Below are 14,801 nucleotides of genomic sequence, written 5' to 3'. Positions count from 1 at the left end.
CGTACTGAGGGGCACGCCCGGATCGACTGCATCGCTGCTGGCACGGCCGCCAACGGCATATGCACGTATCAGCGCTTCTTCGCCGCCGCCTCCAGCGCCCGCATCTGTGCGTTCGATAGGAATCGGAGGCTTTCCAGCTTCCGGCCGTTCAGGAAATCGAGCATCACGCCGTACTTGAAGCCATCCACGCCATCGCGCTCATCCATCGAGTGGATGCGGGCGATGTTGTAGCCATCGCAGAAATGGATCGTCGTACCTCCGTCGGATGCGGCCAGCGCGACCCGACAATCCGGCATGCCGCCCGCAAGGATCGCTGCGTAGTCGGCCGACGCAGCCTGGACGATGGCGCGTCCTTCAGCGTCGAGCGAATCGAGCGCAATGCCGAAATGGGGCGCGCCAGCGACAGGCATGAGATGCGCAGGCAGCCTGCGTTTCGACATGTTCGTCGGAATGCCGCTTTCATCGCCCGCCTTAGGTGACTCAAGCGGGTCGGACTGCGATGCCTGCACGGGTGACTTGCCGGTGACGGGGACATCTCCGGGCGAGCAGGCCGATAACAGCAGCGCGCAGGCCATCAGCGCCACGATCCTGCATTCCGCGATGCGCTTCATGGATCCATGCCTCATTCCGTCATCGTACGGAAGCAATAGAACAATCCGCCGCTGCCAAGTTCCGCAAGCTTCGGTACGCTGCAACCACGGCTCAGATGCGCGGCATTCCAGGACCTCGCCCAGGGCTGATCGATCGCGCTGACGCGATCGTGGTGGCCAACCAGGGTGCCGCCTTCGTCGCTCGCGCTGGTCCAGTTGCGGCAGGTCGAATCGGGATCCAGCGGCGACGGCGCGGTGCCGTCGAGACGCGTGCCGGTGAGGATGTCGTGCACCTTGCCGGGTACGGGTTCACCACGTTCATCGAGCGCCGTGGTGCGCGAGATCACATTCTCCGCGCCATGGAGCGCGGCCACCGACTCTGCGATGCGCACGCCCTTTGCGTTGTGCCACGGGCCCGCGCCGATGCGGTCGCGCGCGTGCACCGGCACCTCCGGCGGCATCACCTGGGTGCTCAGGTACGCGCGCCAACCCGTCGCAGGCAGGCGCGCCTTCTCCGCCAGCATCGCGCAGTGCCGGTCCGCGCCCTCGATCCCGCCGAGATCGCCGCCCTTGCCGGGACCCGCGCTGGTCACGAAGAACGTGGTCTCCTGCGCGATGGTCGACGACATCGGCGATGCAGCCAGCAAGCACAAGGACAGGCGCAAGGTGTGCGCGGTTGGCATGGCGTCTTCTCCAGTCGTTCGTCGATCGATTAGTCCGAATCCTACAACGCCGGCACATGCGACCGCACATACAGCCAAGGCCACCGCTACCGGGCAGCCTTCCATCCATCCGAGTGCGAGCGCAACGAGGCTTTCAGGCTGGCCGCTGCTCCAACCACGCCCTCTTTTCGCGACAGGATCATGTACTGCAATGCAGGCAGTTCCGGGATCGGCCGTGCGACCACGCCGGCAGGCATGCGGCAGCAGGCGTTCACCACGGCCAAGCCCATGCCCAGTTTCACCAGATGCAGCATCAACTCCCAGCCCGATGCTTCGACTGCCGCATGCCAGGGCACCTGCGCGGACTGCAGCATCTGCGACAGCATCATGCGATGTGGTCGCCCCGCTGGCGGCACGATCAAGCCGGCATCGGTGATGTCCTTCAGGCGAATGCTGCGACGCATGGCCAGCGGATGCTTTCTAGGCAACGCCAGCACTTGTCCCACGCGGGTCAACGGCTCGGCGTCCAGATCGCGCGGCATCGCGTCCAGACAGGCGATTCCCAGGTGCGCACGCCCAGCGCGCACGGCCTCCACGGCCGCCGCACCGTCCGCTGTCATCAACTGCAGGGCATGGCGACGATTGGCCAGATGCGCACGGATGCCGGGGCCAAGCAGATAGAGGAACGCGCCTTCGCCGGCCGCGAGCACAACCGGTCGCGTCGTTGCATCGTCGCGCATGTCGTCGCGGAACGCCGCCATCGAGGCCGCCATGTCGCGCGCCAGTCGCTGCACGCGCCGTCCGGCCTCGGTGATCTCGATCGTGCGTCCGCGCCGCACGTAGAGCGGCGTGCCGACTGATGCGGCGAGCTTGGCGATCTTCGTGTGCAGCGCCGGCTCCGAGATGTGCAGCCGCACGGCAGCACGGCTGAAATTGCCGTCCTCGGCGAATTCAGCGAAGGCGGCAAGGGCATCGATGGACAGGTCGCGCATCGGATTCACCATCCCGGACTCACTATAAGCATTCTCGATAGCGTATCCGAACAATCAAGTTCCCGTGAATAGTCGACCCGTGTGGAATGCGCGTCATCCACACACCTCACGGAGTACATCATGATTCTCGGCATCGACGTCGGTCGCGTCCTCATCACACCGGGCGACGACAGCAGGCCCGACACCTCATTCATCAGCGGATCTCTGGATGCCGCACTGGAGACACCGCCTTACGACGACATGTTCGACGTCGTCCCGTCACTGGTCGAACACTTCGAGGGGCGCGTCTGGATCGTGTCCAAGTGTGGACCACGCATCCAGCAGCGCACCCTTCAGTGGTTCGAGCGCCATCGTTTCTTCGAACGCACCGGCATCGCAGCCGACAAGGTCAGGTTCTGCCTGAAGCGTCCCGACAAGGCGATCCACTGCCGCGAACTCGGCATCACGCATTTCATCGACGATCGCGCCGACGTACTGGAACCGATGGCCGGCATCGTGCCGCACCGCTACCTTTTCGGGCCGCAGCGCGGCCGCCCACCCTCCGGCATGCGCCATGTCTGTACCTGGCGGGATGTGGCGAAAGCGATCCTCTGACGGGAGCCATGCAGTCGCTGCTCGTGTCACCGCATGATCCAACACGATCCGCTAATCGCGACAGAACCCCTCTCCGGTACGAATCGTCAGGCACTGCGTCTTCTCGCTCAGCCACTTCATGCCGGTATCGAGGCCATTCGTTTGTCGCATGGACTCTTCGACGCCATCACGGTTGAAGACGATACGCGTGCCGTCGGCACGTCCGGGGAAGCGGCGTGGACCATCGAGATTGGTGATCACGAGGTCGTAGACACCATCGCGTCCGCCGATCACCAGCGATGTGCCTTCGGGGCCACCCCACTGTCCGACCCAGCGATCGGTGGGATAGGCGGCCGGCACCGCCGCCGGGTCGGCAGGCACCGTTGTCGCGTCGGGCGCTTCTGTGGCCGAAGGCGGCGCACTGCGCTCGTTGCAGGCGCCAAGCGTGCAGGCGACAAGCGCGACCAGCACGAAGAGGGATTTCGGATACTGCATCGGAGTCCTCCTGTCTCTGTAACCGATAGCCAGACAAGCATGGGCCGCTTGAACACCAGGTAAGGCGGGCAATCGATGCTGGACACCTGCATTCGCCTGCCACATACTCCCCCCCACTATGCCGTACACGCCTGCCGAGAAGAAGAAGGCCCTGACCCGACTGCGCCGCATTCGCGGCCAGACGGATGCGCTGGAGCGGGCGCTGGAGGCGGGCACCGACTGCGGTTCCGTGCTGCAGCAGCTGGCGGCGATCCGCGGCGCGGTGAACGGGCTGATGGCGGAGGTGCTGGAAAGCCACCTGCGCGAGGAATTCGGCGAGGCCGCCGCGAAGGACGCGGGCATCCAGCAGGCGATCGCGCTGGTGCGCTCGTATCTCAAGTAATCGAAACGACACATCCCAGGGAGAACACCATGAAATCACGCGCCGCCGTCGCCTTCGGGCCGGGCCAGCCACTGCAGATCGTCGAGATCGACGTCGCACCGCCGAAGAAAGGCGAGGTGCTGGTGAAGATCACGCATACCGGCGTCTGCCATACCGACGCCTTCACGCTGAGCGGCGACGACCCGGAAGGACTGTTCCCCTGCGTCCTCGGTCATGAGGGCGCGGGCGTCGTGGCGGAGGTCGGCGAAGGCGTGACCAGCGTGAAGCCTGGCGACCACGTGATCCCGCTGTACACCGCCGAATGCGGCGAATGCCTGTTCTGCACCAGCGGCAAGACCAACCTCTGCGTGGCCGTGCGCGCGACGCAGGGCAAGGGCGTGATGCCCGACGGCACCACGCGCTTCTCCTACAACGGCGAGCCGGTGTACCACTACATGGGCTGCAGCACCTTCAGCGAATACACGGTCGTCGCCGAGGTCTCGCTGGCGAAGATCAATCCGGAAGCGAACCATGAACAGGTGTGCCTGCTCGGCTGCGGCGTCACCACCGGCATCGGCGCCGTGCACAACACCGCGAAGGTGCAGGCCGGCGACACCGTGGCGGTGTTCGGCCTCGGCGGGATCGGTCTTGCGGTGATCCAGGGCGCGCGCCAGGCGAAGGCCGGGCGGATCATCGCGATCGACACCAACCCGGCGAAGTTCGAGCTCGCCACACAGATGGGCGCGACCGACTGCGTGAACCCGAAGGACCACGACAAGCCGATTCAGCAGGTGATCGTCGAGATGACCGGCTGGGGCGTGGACCACAGCTTCGAGTGCATCGGCAATGTGAACATCATGCGCGCGGCGCTGGAATGCGCCCATCGCGGCTGGGGCCAGTCGGTCATCATCGGCGTGGCCGGCGCCGGGCAGGAAATCTCCACCCGCCCGTTCCAGATGGTGACTGGCCGGACATGGAAGGGAACCGCGTTCGGCGGTGTGAAGGGGCGTACGCAGTTGCCGGGCATGGTGGAGGACGCGATGAAGGGCGAGATCGAGCTGGCCCCGTTCGTCACCCACACCCTGCCGCTGGACGAGATCAACGAAGCCTTCCACCTGATGCACGAAGGCAAGTCGATCCGCACCGTCATTCATTACTGACCAGCCAGCCGACATGGCGCCACGGACCGCTGGTATGCCAGCGCCCGCTCACAACGCACCAGGACGCGATTCGATGATGAGATTCCTTGGCGCCATTCTCCTGCTGCTGTGGTTCTGGATGGCGACCGCGACCGCACAGGATCTGGCTCCCGGCTCGACGCGCGACGCCGATGCGGTGATCGACAGCCTGCCGGATCTGGCCCGGCAGGCGATTCCGCTGTACCGGGAAGAGAACCGGGCGCGCTATCTCAACACCCTGTTCCGCCTGCAGAGCGTCGCCGGCGATCACCGCGCGGCGAACGACACGCTGCAGGCCCTGGTCGAACTGCGCAGCGTGTCCGATCCCGGAAACGTCGCGCCGCTGCGCGCATTCCAGGTCGCGCAGCGCGCACGGCTGGACCATGCCGCGAACGGGCCGGTCACCGAGGGCCATGTCCGCAGCGCCTTCCGCGCTGTGTTCGAACCGCTGGGCGACCTCGACGCGAGCCGGGCGATGCATTGGCTCAAGGGCGATGCGGATGGCCTGCGCACAAATCTGCACGAGGCCGCGATGAAACAGGTGGGCGTGGCGCGCATGCCGCTGCCCGATGCGCTGGGCCTGATCCGCACACAATACCTGCTGACGACCTTCGAGACCCTCGGACCACACACAGACGCGCTGGTCGCGGAAGACGATGCGCGACGCTATATCGTCGATGCGCGCGGCCTGGTGCGCACGCCCGATGGCGCCGACATCGCGACCGTGCTCGTGCGACCGCGCGCGACTCGCGAGCCCTTGCCGGCGCTGCTGCGCTACACCATCTATGTCAACGAGCAGGGGATGGCGGATGCCCGCAGCGTAGCGGCGCGCGGCTACGCCGGCATGGTCGCCTACACGCGCGGCAAGGGCTGGAGCCCGCAGGCACCTCTGCCTTTCGAGCACGACGGCGACGATGCCCGCGCTGTCATCGACTGGATCGCGCGCCAGCCGTGGAGCGACGGTCGCGTCGGCATGTACGGCGGCAGCTACGACGGCTTCGCGCAGTGGGCGGCGGCGAAGAAACTGCCGAAGGCGCTGAAAACCATTGTGCCCTGGGTCGCGAACAACCCCGGCAACGGCCTGCCGATGGAGAACAACGTCTTCCTGTTCGTCAATCACGGCTGGCCGCTCTACGCCGCCAGCAACAAGACGCTGGACAACGAGACCTACTCCGACCATGCGCGGTGGGATGCGCTCAACGAGCGCTGGTACCGCAGCGGCGCGTCCTATCGCGACATCGATCGCATCGACGGCACGCCGAATCCCTGGTTCCAGCGCTGGCTGCAGCATCCGCGCTACGACGCCTATTGGCAGGCGATGACGCCGCATGGACGCGAGTTCGCGCAGATCGACATTCCTGTACTGACCGTCACCGGCTATTTCGACGACGGCCAGCAGTCCGCGCTGCATTACCTGAAGCAACACTTGGCACAGCGGCCCGATGCCGATCACACCCTGCTGATCGGCCCATGGGATCACGGCGGCTCGCAGGCCGCGCGCAAGCCATCGGCGCACAACGGCTATGCGATCGATCCGGTCGCCATGATCGACACGCCGGAGATCACCTTCCAGTGGATGGACCATGTCTTCCGCGGCGCGCCGAAGCCGGCGATCCTGCGCGACCGGGTCAACTACCAGGTGATGGGCGCGAACGCGTGGAAGCATGCGCCATCGATCGATGCGATGAGCCGCGAGCGAAAGACCTTTTATCTCAGCGCGACGCGCAGCGGCCAATACCACGCGCTGTCGGAGCGCCCCGACGCCACGCCATCGACGCTGAGCCAGATCGTGGACTTCGCCGATCGCAGCACCAGCCTCGGCGACACCTATCCGGACCCCGTCGTCGGCAGGACGCTGGGCGCATCGAGCGGCCTGGTGTTCGAGAGTGCGCCGTTCGATGCAGCAATCGAAGTTTCAGGCATCTTCTCGGGCGAATTGCACGTGACCACCGATCGTCGCGACCTGGATTATGCGGTGACGCTGTACGAGCGCCTGCCCACTGGCGAACTGTTCCAGCTGTCGTACATCATCGGTCGTGCGAGCCATGCCGATGACATGGCGACACGCCATCTTCTGACGCCCGGGGAAAAGACCATCATCCGCTTCGACAGGACGCGGATGACCAGCCGGCAGTTGCAGCCGGGCAGCCGCCTGGTCGCCACCGTCAGCGTCAACAAGAACGCCTACGCGCAGGTCAACCACGGCACCGGCAAGGATGTGAGCGACGAAAGCATCGCGGATGCCGGCGCGCCGATGCGCGTGCAGTGGCACACCGAGAGCCGCATCCACATCCCGATATCGAATTGAATCGAGCGATTGATCCACACCAGATCGAGGCAGAGAGAGCAAGCGCACATGCAACGGATCGAACATCACGCGTCCCACGGCGGCTGGCAGGATGTCTGGCGCCACGAATCGACAGTGCTGGGATGCACGATGAACGTCGGGGTCTACCTGCCGCCGCAATCGGCCAACCGGCCGTGCCCGGTGCTGTACTGGCTGTCCGGGCTGACCTGCACCGAGCAGAACTTCATCACCAAGGCCAACGCGCAGCGTTACGCGGCGGAGCACGGGGTGATCGTGATCGCGCCGGACACCAGCCCGCGCGGCGACCAGGTGCCGGATGCCGAGGGCTACGACCTCGGCAAGGGCGCGGGCTTCTACCTGGATGCGACGCAGGCGCCATGGTCGGCGCACTACCGCATGCACGACTACGTCGTGAACGAACTGCCCGCGCTGGTGGCGGCGCATTTCCCGGCCACCGATGCGCGCGCGATCAGCGGACATTCGATGGGCGGGCATGGCGCGCTGGTGGCGGCGCTTCGCAACCCGGGGCGCTACCGCAGCGTCTCGGCGTTTTCGCCGATCGTGGCGCCGTCGCAGGTGCCGTGGGGCCGGAAGGCCTTCGCGGCCTATCTCGGCGACGACGAATCGCAGTGGAATGCCTGGGACGCGTGCGAACTGGTCGCGACCGCGCGCGAGCGGCTGCCGCTGCGCATCGACCAGGGCGGCGATGACGAGTTCTTCGACACCCAGCTGCAGTCGGGTCGCCTGCTCGCCGCCTGCGATGCGGTCGACCATCCGATCGACCTGCGCATCCGCCCGGGCTACGACCACAGCTACTACTTCATCAGCAGCTTCATCGGCGAGCACTTCATCTTCCACATGCGCCAGTTGAACCAGGCACGCTGAACCTGGCGCTTCGAAGTGCTTGCCTGGCCGCCTGTCGCGCGTGTCAGGCGGCGGTCACGTCGCGCAGCTGCCAGGCATGCCCGGCGAGCAGGCGCAGGCGGTGGCGCAGGACGCTGCTGGAGATGGACGACACCACCACCAGCTCCACGTGCAGGTCATTCTGCGTGCCGACCACGGTGGCCCCGGGATCGGTCGCGGCCATCGCCGGATCGACGGCGTCCGGATCTTCCTGCGTGGCGCGCCAACGCTGGAACAGCGCATCGGTGCGCAGCGCCGCCAGCAGCTCCCCGGCGATGCCTTCGGCGCCGCGCGAACGGAACGCGAACGCGCCGGCGGCCTGCACGGCATCGGGATCGGGCAGCGAGATGAAGAACCTGGCGGTCATGCGCGTGCTCCTCTGATCGGTATGCGGTCGATGCGCCACACGTTACGCCGATCAGGTGGCGGCGGGTAGGGCGTGCCCTGCACCCGCCGTGGTGTTCGTTGCGGACGTTCAGGACGCATGCCGAAGCGCATCATCACCGTGACCGTCGACGTGACCGCCGGCGGAACGGCCACGACGGCGGGCCCAGGGCCCGCCCTACAGCAAGCCGCTGCGCTTGATCGACAGGTACTGCTCGACCAGGGCGGCCGGCAACTGTTCGCAGGTCACGTCGAGCACGGTGACGCGGTGGTTGCGCAGCACGTCGTGCGCGGCGGCGCGTTGCGCGATGTAGCGCGCAGCGGAGGCAGCGCCGACGGCGCTGCGCAGGTCGTCGACCGGCACGTCGAGCGCCTCGTCGAGATCGCGCTCGCGCAGGCTGGCGACGACCACAAGATGCCGGCGCTGGAGCAGGCGCACCGCGCCTAGCACGTCCTCGATGTCTTCGTCGCGCAGGTTGGTGACCAGCATGACCAGCGCGCGGCGGCGCTGGCGCAGGGCCATCTCGGTCGCGGCGGCGAGGTAGTCGGTGGCGACCGGCGCGGGTTGCAGGTCGTAGCTGGCGCGCAGCAGGGTGTCGATCGCGCCCATGCCGCGCTGCGGCGACACCCAGCGCTGTTCGCCGCCGGCGGTGAACAGGCCGACCGCATCGCCGCGCTTGAGCGCGATGTACGACACGACCAGCGTCGCGTCGAGCGCACGATCGAAGTGGGACAGCCCGCCTTCGTGCGCGAGCATGCGCCGGCCCGTATCGACGACCATCAGCAGCTGCTGATTCTTCTCGTCCTGGTATTCGCGCGAGATGAGCTTGCGCGCGCGCGCCGTCGCTTTCCAGTCGATCTGGCGCAGGCTGTCGCCGACGCGGTATTCGCGCATCTGGTGGAAATCGGTGCCTTCGCCGCGACGGCGCTTGATGTGTGCACCGACCAGGCGCGAGGCCTGTTCCGCGCTGAACAGCGCGAACCCGGCCAGCGGCGCGAAGTTCGGGAACACCCGCACCTGCTGCGCGACACCGGCGATGCGCGACTGCCGCCACAGCCGCAGCGGCGAATGCAGGCGCAGCTGCACGCCGTCGAAGCGGAAGTTGCCGCGCGCGCCCGGCTGCAGGTGATAGCGCAGGGTCGACACGCTGTCCGCCGCGAGGGTGAGCGTGCGTGGCAGTCCGCGCATCGCCCAGCCGCCGGGATGCAGGTCGTGCACGGTCACGCGCTGGCGGCGGCCATAGTGCTCGATGCGCAGCTCGACATCGCGCTCGACGCCGATCGGCCACGCTTCCGGCAGCGTGCGCGCGATTTCCGGCGTGGACACGCGCAGCAGCAGGGCGAGGTCGATCAGGGCGAGTCCGGCCAGCGCGACGATGGCGATCAGCCAGGCGTTCGCCGACACCACGCCGATGCTCGCCGCGAGCCCGAGTCCGCCCCAGGCAACCAGCGCCCAGACCAGCAGCGGCCCGGGACGCGGCCAGGCGCGGCGCGCGCCATGCGCGCCTGCCGGGCGCGCGGGCACGGCAGGCGCGGCTTTCGCGATGGCCGGCACGGCGCTCATTGACGCGGCGCTTCGACCTTGGCGAGCAGGGCGTCGAGCACCTGGTCGGTGCTCTGGCCTTCGATCTGCATTTCCGGCGAGAGTGCGATGCGGTGGCGCAGCGCGGGCTTGGCGATGGTGCGGATGTCGTCGGGCGTGACGAAATCGCGACCCGACAGCACCGCCTGCGCGCGCGCCGCGCGGACCAGCGCGAGGCTGCCGCGCGGGCCGGCGCCGAGCGCGATGCCCGGCCACTTGCGGGTAGCGGCGACGATGCGCACGGCGTAGTCGATGACTGCGGCATCGACGGTGACCAGCGCGGTGCCCAGCTGCATGGCCACGATCTCGTCGGCGCTGAGCACCGGGCGTACCTGCGACAGGTCGAAGTGCGCGGCGGCGCGGCCGGTACTGACCGCGGTGACCATGCTCACTTCGTCGGCATGCGAGGGATAGCCGATCAGCACCTTCAGCAGGAAGCGGTCGAGCTGCGCCTCGGGCAGCGGATACGTGCCTTCCTGCTCCACCGGGTTCTGCGTGGCCAGGGTCATGAACGGCGCGGGCAGCGGATGGCTGCCGCCTTCGATGGTGACCTGTTGCTCCTGCATCGCTTCGAGCAGCGCGGACTGGGTCTTGGCCGGTGCGCGGTTGATTTCGTCGGCGAGCAGCAGGTTGGTGAAGATCGGGCCGCGTCGGATCGTGAAGCGCTCGGTCTTCGGGTCGTAGACCGCGTGGCCGCTGACGTCGCTGGGCATCAGGTCGGGGGTGAACTGCACGCGGCCGTAGCCGCAACCCAGGGCCTGGCCCAGCGCGCGCACCAGCAGGGTCTTGCCGAGGCCGGGCACGCCCTCGATCAGCACGTGGCCGCCGGCAAGCAGGACGATCAGGATCTGGTCGAGCACCTCGTCCTGGCCGATGAACGCCTTGGCGACCTCGTCGCGCACCGCAGCGGCGCGCGCGACCAGGGCTTCGCCGACGATCGGCTCGGGCGCGGAGGACGGAATGGCGGTGGCGTCGTTCGTCATAGTTGGCGTCTCAATTGGAGAAGTCTGGCGATGCGTTGCACGAAATCCTTGCGGTCGCCGCTGCGCGGATAGCGCAACGCAGCTTCGACCTCGTCCTTCGACAGGCCGGTGCGTCGCGCGATGGCTTCGATCTGCGCCGGGCCGTCGAGCGCGGCCGCATAGGGGTCGCGCTGACGCAGGCGGCGCATGAAGGCCTCGTGCACCGCGGCGTAGAGCGTGGCGCGACGACCGTAGCGATACAGATGCTCGCCGCTGGCCTGCACGTGTTCGAGCAGGGAGCGGCGATCCATCGGCGGCGCCGGCAGCTGCGGACCGAGGCGCTCGGCGCGCATCCACAGCCAGACCAGCAGGGCGAGGAACAGCGGCAGGAGCGCGCGCCAGCCGTGGTCGAGCAGCAGCTTCCACAGCGGCGGCATGTCCGCGCTGTAGATCAGGTGGAAGGTGCCGCGCGCATCCCAGTTCGGCTGCAGCAGCTGGCGGGTGAGCGCGAGGTGCTGCACGTCTTCCAGCTTCTCGTTGCGCAGGAAATCGAGCTCGGCGATCACATCGACCGTGCCCTCGCCCCAGCCCACGCGGGCGTAGCCGTAGTCCAGGCCGTCCTCGTTCTCTTCCGACCACGCGGCCTGCACCTGCGCCTCCTCGTCGTAGAAGTAGAAGCGGCGCCCGTTGCAGAACTCGTTGTGGCGCGCCAGCGCGTCGACTTTCAGGCCCATGCACTCGGGCACGTCGTCGTAGGGCGCGATGCCCAGGTCGGTGAGCAGCGGCACGTCGGCATCGCCGATCGCCACGCCCGGCGCGGGCGTGGTCACGATCAGGTGGCCGCCCTCCGCGACCCAGTCGAGCAGGGCCTCGGCATCGGCGACGGGCAGCGCGCGCAGATCGCCCATCATCAGCACGGTGTCGGCCGGCTTGAGCGGGTGTTCCGACAGGCGCAGGCGCTGGCGCGATTCCACGCGGCGGCCGGCGTCGCGCAGCGACAGCTTCAGCGCGTACAGCGGGTTGTAGGACGCCTCGCCCTTCGCCGGCAGCTTGACCTCCTCGCTCACGCGCTCGTGAGTGTCCAGGAACCACCACACCGCCAGCGCGCCGAGCAGCACGCCGAGCACGGTCACCAGCGAGATCAGGCCGACCCGGCGACCCTGGTTCGCGGGCGCGCTCATGACGTCCACCGGAAGCGGCGCGCCAACAGATCGAGCAGGGTCTCGAAGTCACTGGCCTCCGGCAGGCTGTGGCCATACGCGGCGTACTGCCAGACGCGGACCACGCGCTGGAAGGCCTCGCGGTCCTCGACCTCGGGCATGCGTCGCGAGGCGCGCAGGCATTCGGCCTCGGTCGCGCCCGGCGGCAGGTGCGCGTCGATACGCGCGGCCATGGCCTCGACGCTGGCGCGATACAGCAGGGCCAGCGCGCGGCGCGGCTGACCCTGGGCCCACAGACGGCGCGCGACGGTGGCGATGTCCGGCGGCAGCGGTTCGTGCTCGTCGACGCTGCGCACCTCCACAGGATCGGGCTGCGCCTGCGGCGGGCGCGTCGCCAGCTGCAGCCAGGGCAGCCAGCGCTTCGCCGTCGCGATCAGGAGGCCCACCAGCACCGCCAGCAGCAGCCACAGGCCGTATTCGGCAATGAAGCCGAAGATGGCCCCGAGCCAGGCCAGCGACGGCATGTCGAAGGGCGCCTTGTTCTCTTCCTTCTTCTTTTTCGGCTTCCAGAGGCTGACCGTGCGCGTCGGGCGCAGGTCGGGATCCTTGTAGGCCTGCTTCACCGAGCGCCCGAAGGCATCGTGCGGCACGCGCTGGTCGCCGAAGATGTCGTCCAGGCTGCGATCGTCCGCTTCGGCTTCGTCGTCGGCGGGCACGTCGTCGGTCGTTTCGGCGGTCTTGTCGGGAGGCGTCCCGCCGCTTGCGGCGGACGCCGGCGCCTGCGCGTCCTGCGCCGTGGCCGGCATGGGCGACATCGCCAGCGGCAACAGGCAGGCCAGCGCCACCAGGCTGGTGCCGGCCGCGGCGGCGAGGCGACGACGCATGCGCCGGAACGCGATCTCCAGGTCCCAGGCTTCCAGCTGCGTGCGGCGATTGAGGTACAGGCCGAAGCCGGCACCGATGTAGAACGGTTCGATCAGCGCCACCGCCAGCCAGTCGACGCCGTTGAGCGCGATCAGCGCCCAGGCCGGCGGGGTTTCGGTGATCGTCGCCCAGGCGTCGCGCGCGGTCTCGGACAGCAGTTCGTTCGGCACGAACATCAGCGGGATCAGCACGGCGGATATCTGCAGCGCGAGGATGAAGTGCAGGCACATCAGCGTCAGCATCGCCGCGTGCCCGCCGTTGCCGGCGCCGATGACGCGGCGGCGTTCGCGCATCAGCGCCGGGGCCGCGCCTTCCAGCAGGTCGACCGGCAGCATCGCCGTGCGCAGCGGGCTGAAGCGGCGCCAGGTCAGGTGGCCCAGCATCGGTCGCCAGCCCCAGTGCAGCTGCGCGCGCAGGGTGTCGGCGACGGTCGGCACGCTGCCGAACACCGCGCGCGACAGCACGTAGAGCGGGATGCGATCGAACACCGGGCGCAGCCACCACATCGCCAGCAGCGCCAGCCAGAGCTGGTCGATCGCCCAGGCGGCGAGGTTGAGCAGCGCGAAGACCAGGCCGGTGACGATGAGCCACGGCACCCAGATCGCGGCGGCGTGGCGGCGCACCAGCGCGGCGCCGAGTTCCATCGCTTCCCAGCCCGAGCGCGGACGCAGTTCGACCGCGAGCGATTCGATCCTCATCGCCGGCCGCCTCCGCCGGACGCATCCGGGGCATCGACGATGCCGCGCCCGCCGAAGGTCAGCCAGGCCAGGGTGAGCGTCCACAGGAGCGCGCCGACGCCGTACTTCACCAGCGCGGGGATCCAGCCGATCGACGACCAGAAGGCTTCGACGAAGGCCGCGAACAGCAGCATGACGAACACGCCCAGGCACAGGCGCGCACCGACGCGCCCGGCCTCGATCAGCGCATCGACGCGACGGCGGCGGCCCGGCGCGACCAGCGCGAGTCCCAGCTGCAGGCCGGCGGCGCCGGCGATCACGATGGCAGTGAGCTCGGGCGCCGAGTGCCCCGCGACGAAGCGCCAGAACGGGTCGCCGTGGCCGATCGCCTGCAGGTGGCCGGCGGTGCCACCGATCATCACACCGTTGATCAGCAGCACGACCACCGTGCCGATGCCCGCGAGCAGGCCGCTGGCGAACGTGCGCAGGCCGATGCTGATGTTGTTCATGATGTAGTGGCCGAACATCATGAAATCCGAACCGCTGTCGCGACCGATGCGGTGCTGCGTCGCGGCCGGGTCGTACATCTGCTCGAATTCCGACACCTGCTCCGGCGCCATGATGCTGTAGATCAGCTCCGGCATCTGCTGCACGGCGACGAACGAGGCCACCAGCGGCACGACGAACAGCAGGCACGCAGCGAGCAGGCAACCGCGCTGCGCGCGCACCAGGCGCGGGAAATCGGCGAGCAGGAACCAGAGCGCGCGATGCCACGCGGCCGGCGGCGCGCGGTAGAGCACGGCGTGGCCGCGCTGGGTCAGCACCTGCAGACGCTCGACCACGCGCGGGCTGTAGCCGCGACTGCGCGCCAGCGCCAGCTGCTGGCACAGGCGGCGATAGCGCGCGGGCACGTCCTCGTCGCGCAGCTCGCCGCTGACGACCGGGTGCTTGCGCGCCTCGCGCGGGCTGCCGCGCCGGGTCAGCCAGGTCTCGAAGGCGTCCCATTCCTCCCGGTGACGCGCGACGAAGGCCTCCTGGCGCATCACCGCC

The 14,801-nt window shown here is 68.3% G+C and carries 15 protein-coding genes; 5 read left to right on the top strand and 10 right to left on the bottom strand.

All coding sequences use genetic code 11. The features are described 5' to 3' along the window. Positions 1-68 precede the first annotated feature (68 nt). The 3 genes from ACFQ0E_RS05190 to ACFQ0E_RS05180 are packed head-to-tail and all read right to left on the bottom strand — an operon-like array spanning position 69 to position 2,244. Positions 69-611: a hypothetical protein gene (locus ACFQ0E_RS05190; RefSeq protein ID WP_386822617.1), complete on the bottom strand. Its 543-nt coding sequence runs from the start codon at positions 609-611 to the stop codon at positions 69-71. Positions 612-622: 11 nt separating this feature from the next. Next, positions 623-1,378 carry a hypothetical protein gene (locus tag ACFQ0E_RS05185; RefSeq protein ID WP_386822616.1) on the bottom strand — a complete coding sequence of 252 codons (756 nt, stop codon included), beginning with the start codon at positions 1,376-1,378 and terminating at the stop codon, positions 623-625. Further along, positions 1,360-2,244 (bottom strand): LysR family transcriptional regulator, encoded by an 885-nt coding sequence (locus tag ACFQ0E_RS05180; RefSeq protein WP_386822615.1) that lies wholly within the window; start codon positions 2,242-2,244, stop codon positions 1,360-1,362. Before ACFQ0E_RS05180 ends, ACFQ0E_RS05185 begins: the two co-directional genes overlap by 19 nt. Positions 2,245-2,364: 120 nt before the next feature. On the opposite strand from ACFQ0E_RS05180, the gene ACFQ0E_RS05175 reads away from it, so the two are divergent. Beyond that, positions 2,365-2,838, top strand: coding sequence for a hypothetical protein (locus tag ACFQ0E_RS05175; RefSeq protein ID WP_386822614.1), 474 nt, complete (start codon positions 2,365-2,367; stop codon positions 2,836-2,838). Positions 2,839-2,889: 51 nt separating this feature from the next. Here the strand turns inward: ACFQ0E_RS05175 and ACFQ0E_RS05170 are convergent, their stop codons facing one another. Beyond that, positions 2,890-3,312 carry a hypothetical protein gene (locus ACFQ0E_RS05170; RefSeq protein WP_386822613.1) on the bottom strand — a complete coding sequence of 141 codons (423 nt, stop codon included), beginning with the start codon at positions 3,310-3,312 and terminating at the stop codon, positions 2,890-2,892. A 118-nt stretch (positions 3,313-3,430) separates the two neighbouring features. Here ACFQ0E_RS05170 and ACFQ0E_RS05165 point away from each other — a divergent pair, with 118 nt between their 5' ends. The 4 genes from ACFQ0E_RS05165 (at position 3,431) to fghA (ending at position 8,044) form a co-directional block, all read left to right on the top strand. Next, complete coding sequence (locus ACFQ0E_RS05165; RefSeq protein WP_386822612.1) at positions 3,431-3,694, top strand: metal/formaldehyde-sensitive transcriptional repressor; 264 nt, start codon at positions 3,431-3,433, stop codon at positions 3,692-3,694. Between the two features lie 29 nt (positions 3,695-3,723). Beyond that, positions 3,724-4,833: an S-(hydroxymethyl)glutathione dehydrogenase/class III alcohol dehydrogenase gene (locus ACFQ0E_RS05160; protein ID WP_386822611.1), complete on the top strand. Its 1,110-nt coding sequence runs from the start codon at positions 3,724-3,726 to the stop codon at positions 4,831-4,833. Between the two features lie 73 nt (positions 4,834-4,906). Next, positions 4,907-7,159: a CocE/NonD family hydrolase gene (locus ACFQ0E_RS05155; protein ID WP_386822610.1), complete on the top strand. Its 2,253-nt coding sequence runs from the start codon at positions 4,907-4,909 to the stop codon at positions 7,157-7,159. Between the two features lie 48 nt (positions 7,160-7,207). After that, positions 7,208-8,044 carry an S-formylglutathione hydrolase gene (gene fghA, locus ACFQ0E_RS05150; protein WP_386822609.1) on the top strand — a complete coding sequence of 279 codons (837 nt, stop codon included), beginning with the start codon at positions 7,208-7,210 and terminating at the stop codon, positions 8,042-8,044. A gap of 43 nt (positions 8,045-8,087) precedes the next feature. On the opposite strand, the gene ACFQ0E_RS05145 is transcribed toward fghA, so the two are convergent. From ACFQ0E_RS05145 to ACFQ0E_RS05120, 6 genes are all read right to left on the bottom strand, one after another. Next, positions 8,088-8,429, bottom strand: a complete 342-nt coding sequence (locus ACFQ0E_RS05145; RefSeq protein WP_386822608.1) for a hypothetical protein — start codon at positions 8,427-8,429, stop codon at positions 8,088-8,090. Between the two features lie 195 nt (positions 8,430-8,624). After that, positions 8,625-10,010 carry a DUF58 domain-containing protein gene (locus ACFQ0E_RS05140; RefSeq protein WP_386822607.1) on the bottom strand — a complete coding sequence of 462 codons (1,386 nt, stop codon included), beginning with the start codon at positions 10,008-10,010 and terminating at the stop codon, positions 8,625-8,627. Next, positions 10,007-11,011: an AAA family ATPase gene (locus ACFQ0E_RS05135; protein ID WP_386822606.1), complete on the bottom strand. Its 1,005-nt coding sequence runs from the start codon at positions 11,009-11,011 to the stop codon at positions 10,007-10,009. Before ACFQ0E_RS05135 ends, ACFQ0E_RS05140 begins: the two co-directional genes overlap by 4 nt. Further along, positions 11,008-12,171, bottom strand: coding sequence for a DUF4350 domain-containing protein (locus ACFQ0E_RS05130; RefSeq protein WP_386822605.1), 1,164 nt, complete (start codon positions 12,169-12,171; stop codon positions 11,008-11,010). Before ACFQ0E_RS05130 ends, ACFQ0E_RS05135 begins: the two co-directional genes overlap by 4 nt. Then, positions 12,168-13,772 (bottom strand): DUF4129 domain-containing protein, encoded by a 1,605-nt coding sequence (locus tag ACFQ0E_RS05125; RefSeq protein ID WP_386822604.1) that lies wholly within the window; start codon positions 13,770-13,772, stop codon positions 12,168-12,170. Before ACFQ0E_RS05125 ends, ACFQ0E_RS05130 begins: the two co-directional genes overlap by 4 nt. Next, positions 13,769-14,794 carry a stage II sporulation protein M gene (locus ACFQ0E_RS05120; protein ID WP_386824041.1) on the bottom strand — a complete coding sequence of 342 codons (1,026 nt, stop codon included), beginning with the start codon at positions 14,792-14,794 and terminating at the stop codon, positions 13,769-13,771. The genes ACFQ0E_RS05125 and ACFQ0E_RS05120 overlap by 4 nt, the downstream gene beginning before the upstream one ends. Positions 14,795-14,801: the final 7 nt, after the last annotated feature.

It is taken from the genome of Lysobacter brunescens, from assembly GCF_042677005.1.
GTDB classification, from domain to species: Bacteria; Pseudomonadota; Gammaproteobacteria; order Xanthomonadales; family Xanthomonadaceae; genus Lysobacter_I; species Lysobacter_I brunescens.
This window is presented reverse-complemented; position numbering and strand designations above follow the sequence as displayed.

What these genes read in the sequence shown, in the direction of transcription:
- ACFQ0E_RS05190 (WP_386822617.1), bottom strand. Translation starts at nt 611, where the DNA reads ATGAAGCGCATCGCGGAATGCAGGATCGTGGCGCTGATGGCCTGCGCG.
- ACFQ0E_RS05185 (WP_386822616.1), bottom strand. Translation starts at nt 1,378, where the DNA reads ATGGAAGGCTGCCCGGTAGCGGTGGCCTTGGCTGTATGTGCGGTCGCA.
- ACFQ0E_RS05180 (WP_386822615.1), bottom strand. Translation starts at nt 2,244, where the DNA reads ATGCGCGACCTGTCCATCGATGCCCTTGCCGCCTTCGCTGAATTCGCC.
- ACFQ0E_RS05175 (WP_386822614.1), top strand. Translation starts at nt 2,365, where the DNA reads ATGATTCTCGGCATCGACGTCGGTCGCGTCCTCATCACACCGGGCGAC.
- ACFQ0E_RS05170 (WP_386822613.1), bottom strand. Translation starts at nt 3,312, where the DNA reads ATGCAGTATCCGAAATCCCTCTTCGTGCTGGTCGCGCTTGTCGCCTGC.
- ACFQ0E_RS05165 (WP_386822612.1), top strand. Translation starts at nt 3,431, where the DNA reads ATGCCGTACACGCCTGCCGAGAAGAAGAAGGCCCTGACCCGACTGCGC.
- ACFQ0E_RS05160 (WP_386822611.1), top strand. Translation starts at nt 3,724, where the DNA reads ATGAAATCACGCGCCGCCGTCGCCTTCGGGCCGGGCCAGCCACTGCAG.
- ACFQ0E_RS05155 (WP_386822610.1), top strand. Translation starts at nt 4,907, where the DNA reads ATGATGAGATTCCTTGGCGCCATTCTCCTGCTGCTGTGGTTCTGGATG.
- fghA (WP_386822609.1), top strand. Translation starts at nt 7,208, where the DNA reads ATGCAACGGATCGAACATCACGCGTCCCACGGCGGCTGGCAGGATGTC.
- ACFQ0E_RS05145 (WP_386822608.1), bottom strand. Translation starts at nt 8,429, where the DNA reads ATGACCGCCAGGTTCTTCATCTCGCTGCCCGATCCCGATGCCGTGCAG.
- ACFQ0E_RS05140 (WP_386822607.1), bottom strand. Translation starts at nt 10,010, where the DNA reads ATGAGCGCCGTGCCGGCCATCGCGAAAGCCGCGCCTGCCGTGCCCGCG.
- ACFQ0E_RS05135 (WP_386822606.1), bottom strand. Translation starts at nt 11,011, where the DNA reads ATGACGAACGACGCCACCGCCATTCCGTCCTCCGCGCCCGAGCCGATC.
- ACFQ0E_RS05130 (WP_386822605.1), bottom strand. Translation starts at nt 12,171, where the DNA reads ATGAGCGCGCCCGCGAACCAGGGTCGCCGGGTCGGCCTGATCTCGCTG.
- ACFQ0E_RS05125 (WP_386822604.1), bottom strand. Translation starts at nt 13,772, where the DNA reads ATGAGGATCGAATCGCTCGCGGTCGAACTGCGTCCGCGCTCGGGCTGG.
- ACFQ0E_RS05120 (WP_386824041.1), bottom strand. Translation starts at nt 14,794, where the DNA reads ATGCGCCAGGAGGCCTTCGTCGCGCGTCACCGGGAGGAATGGGACGCC.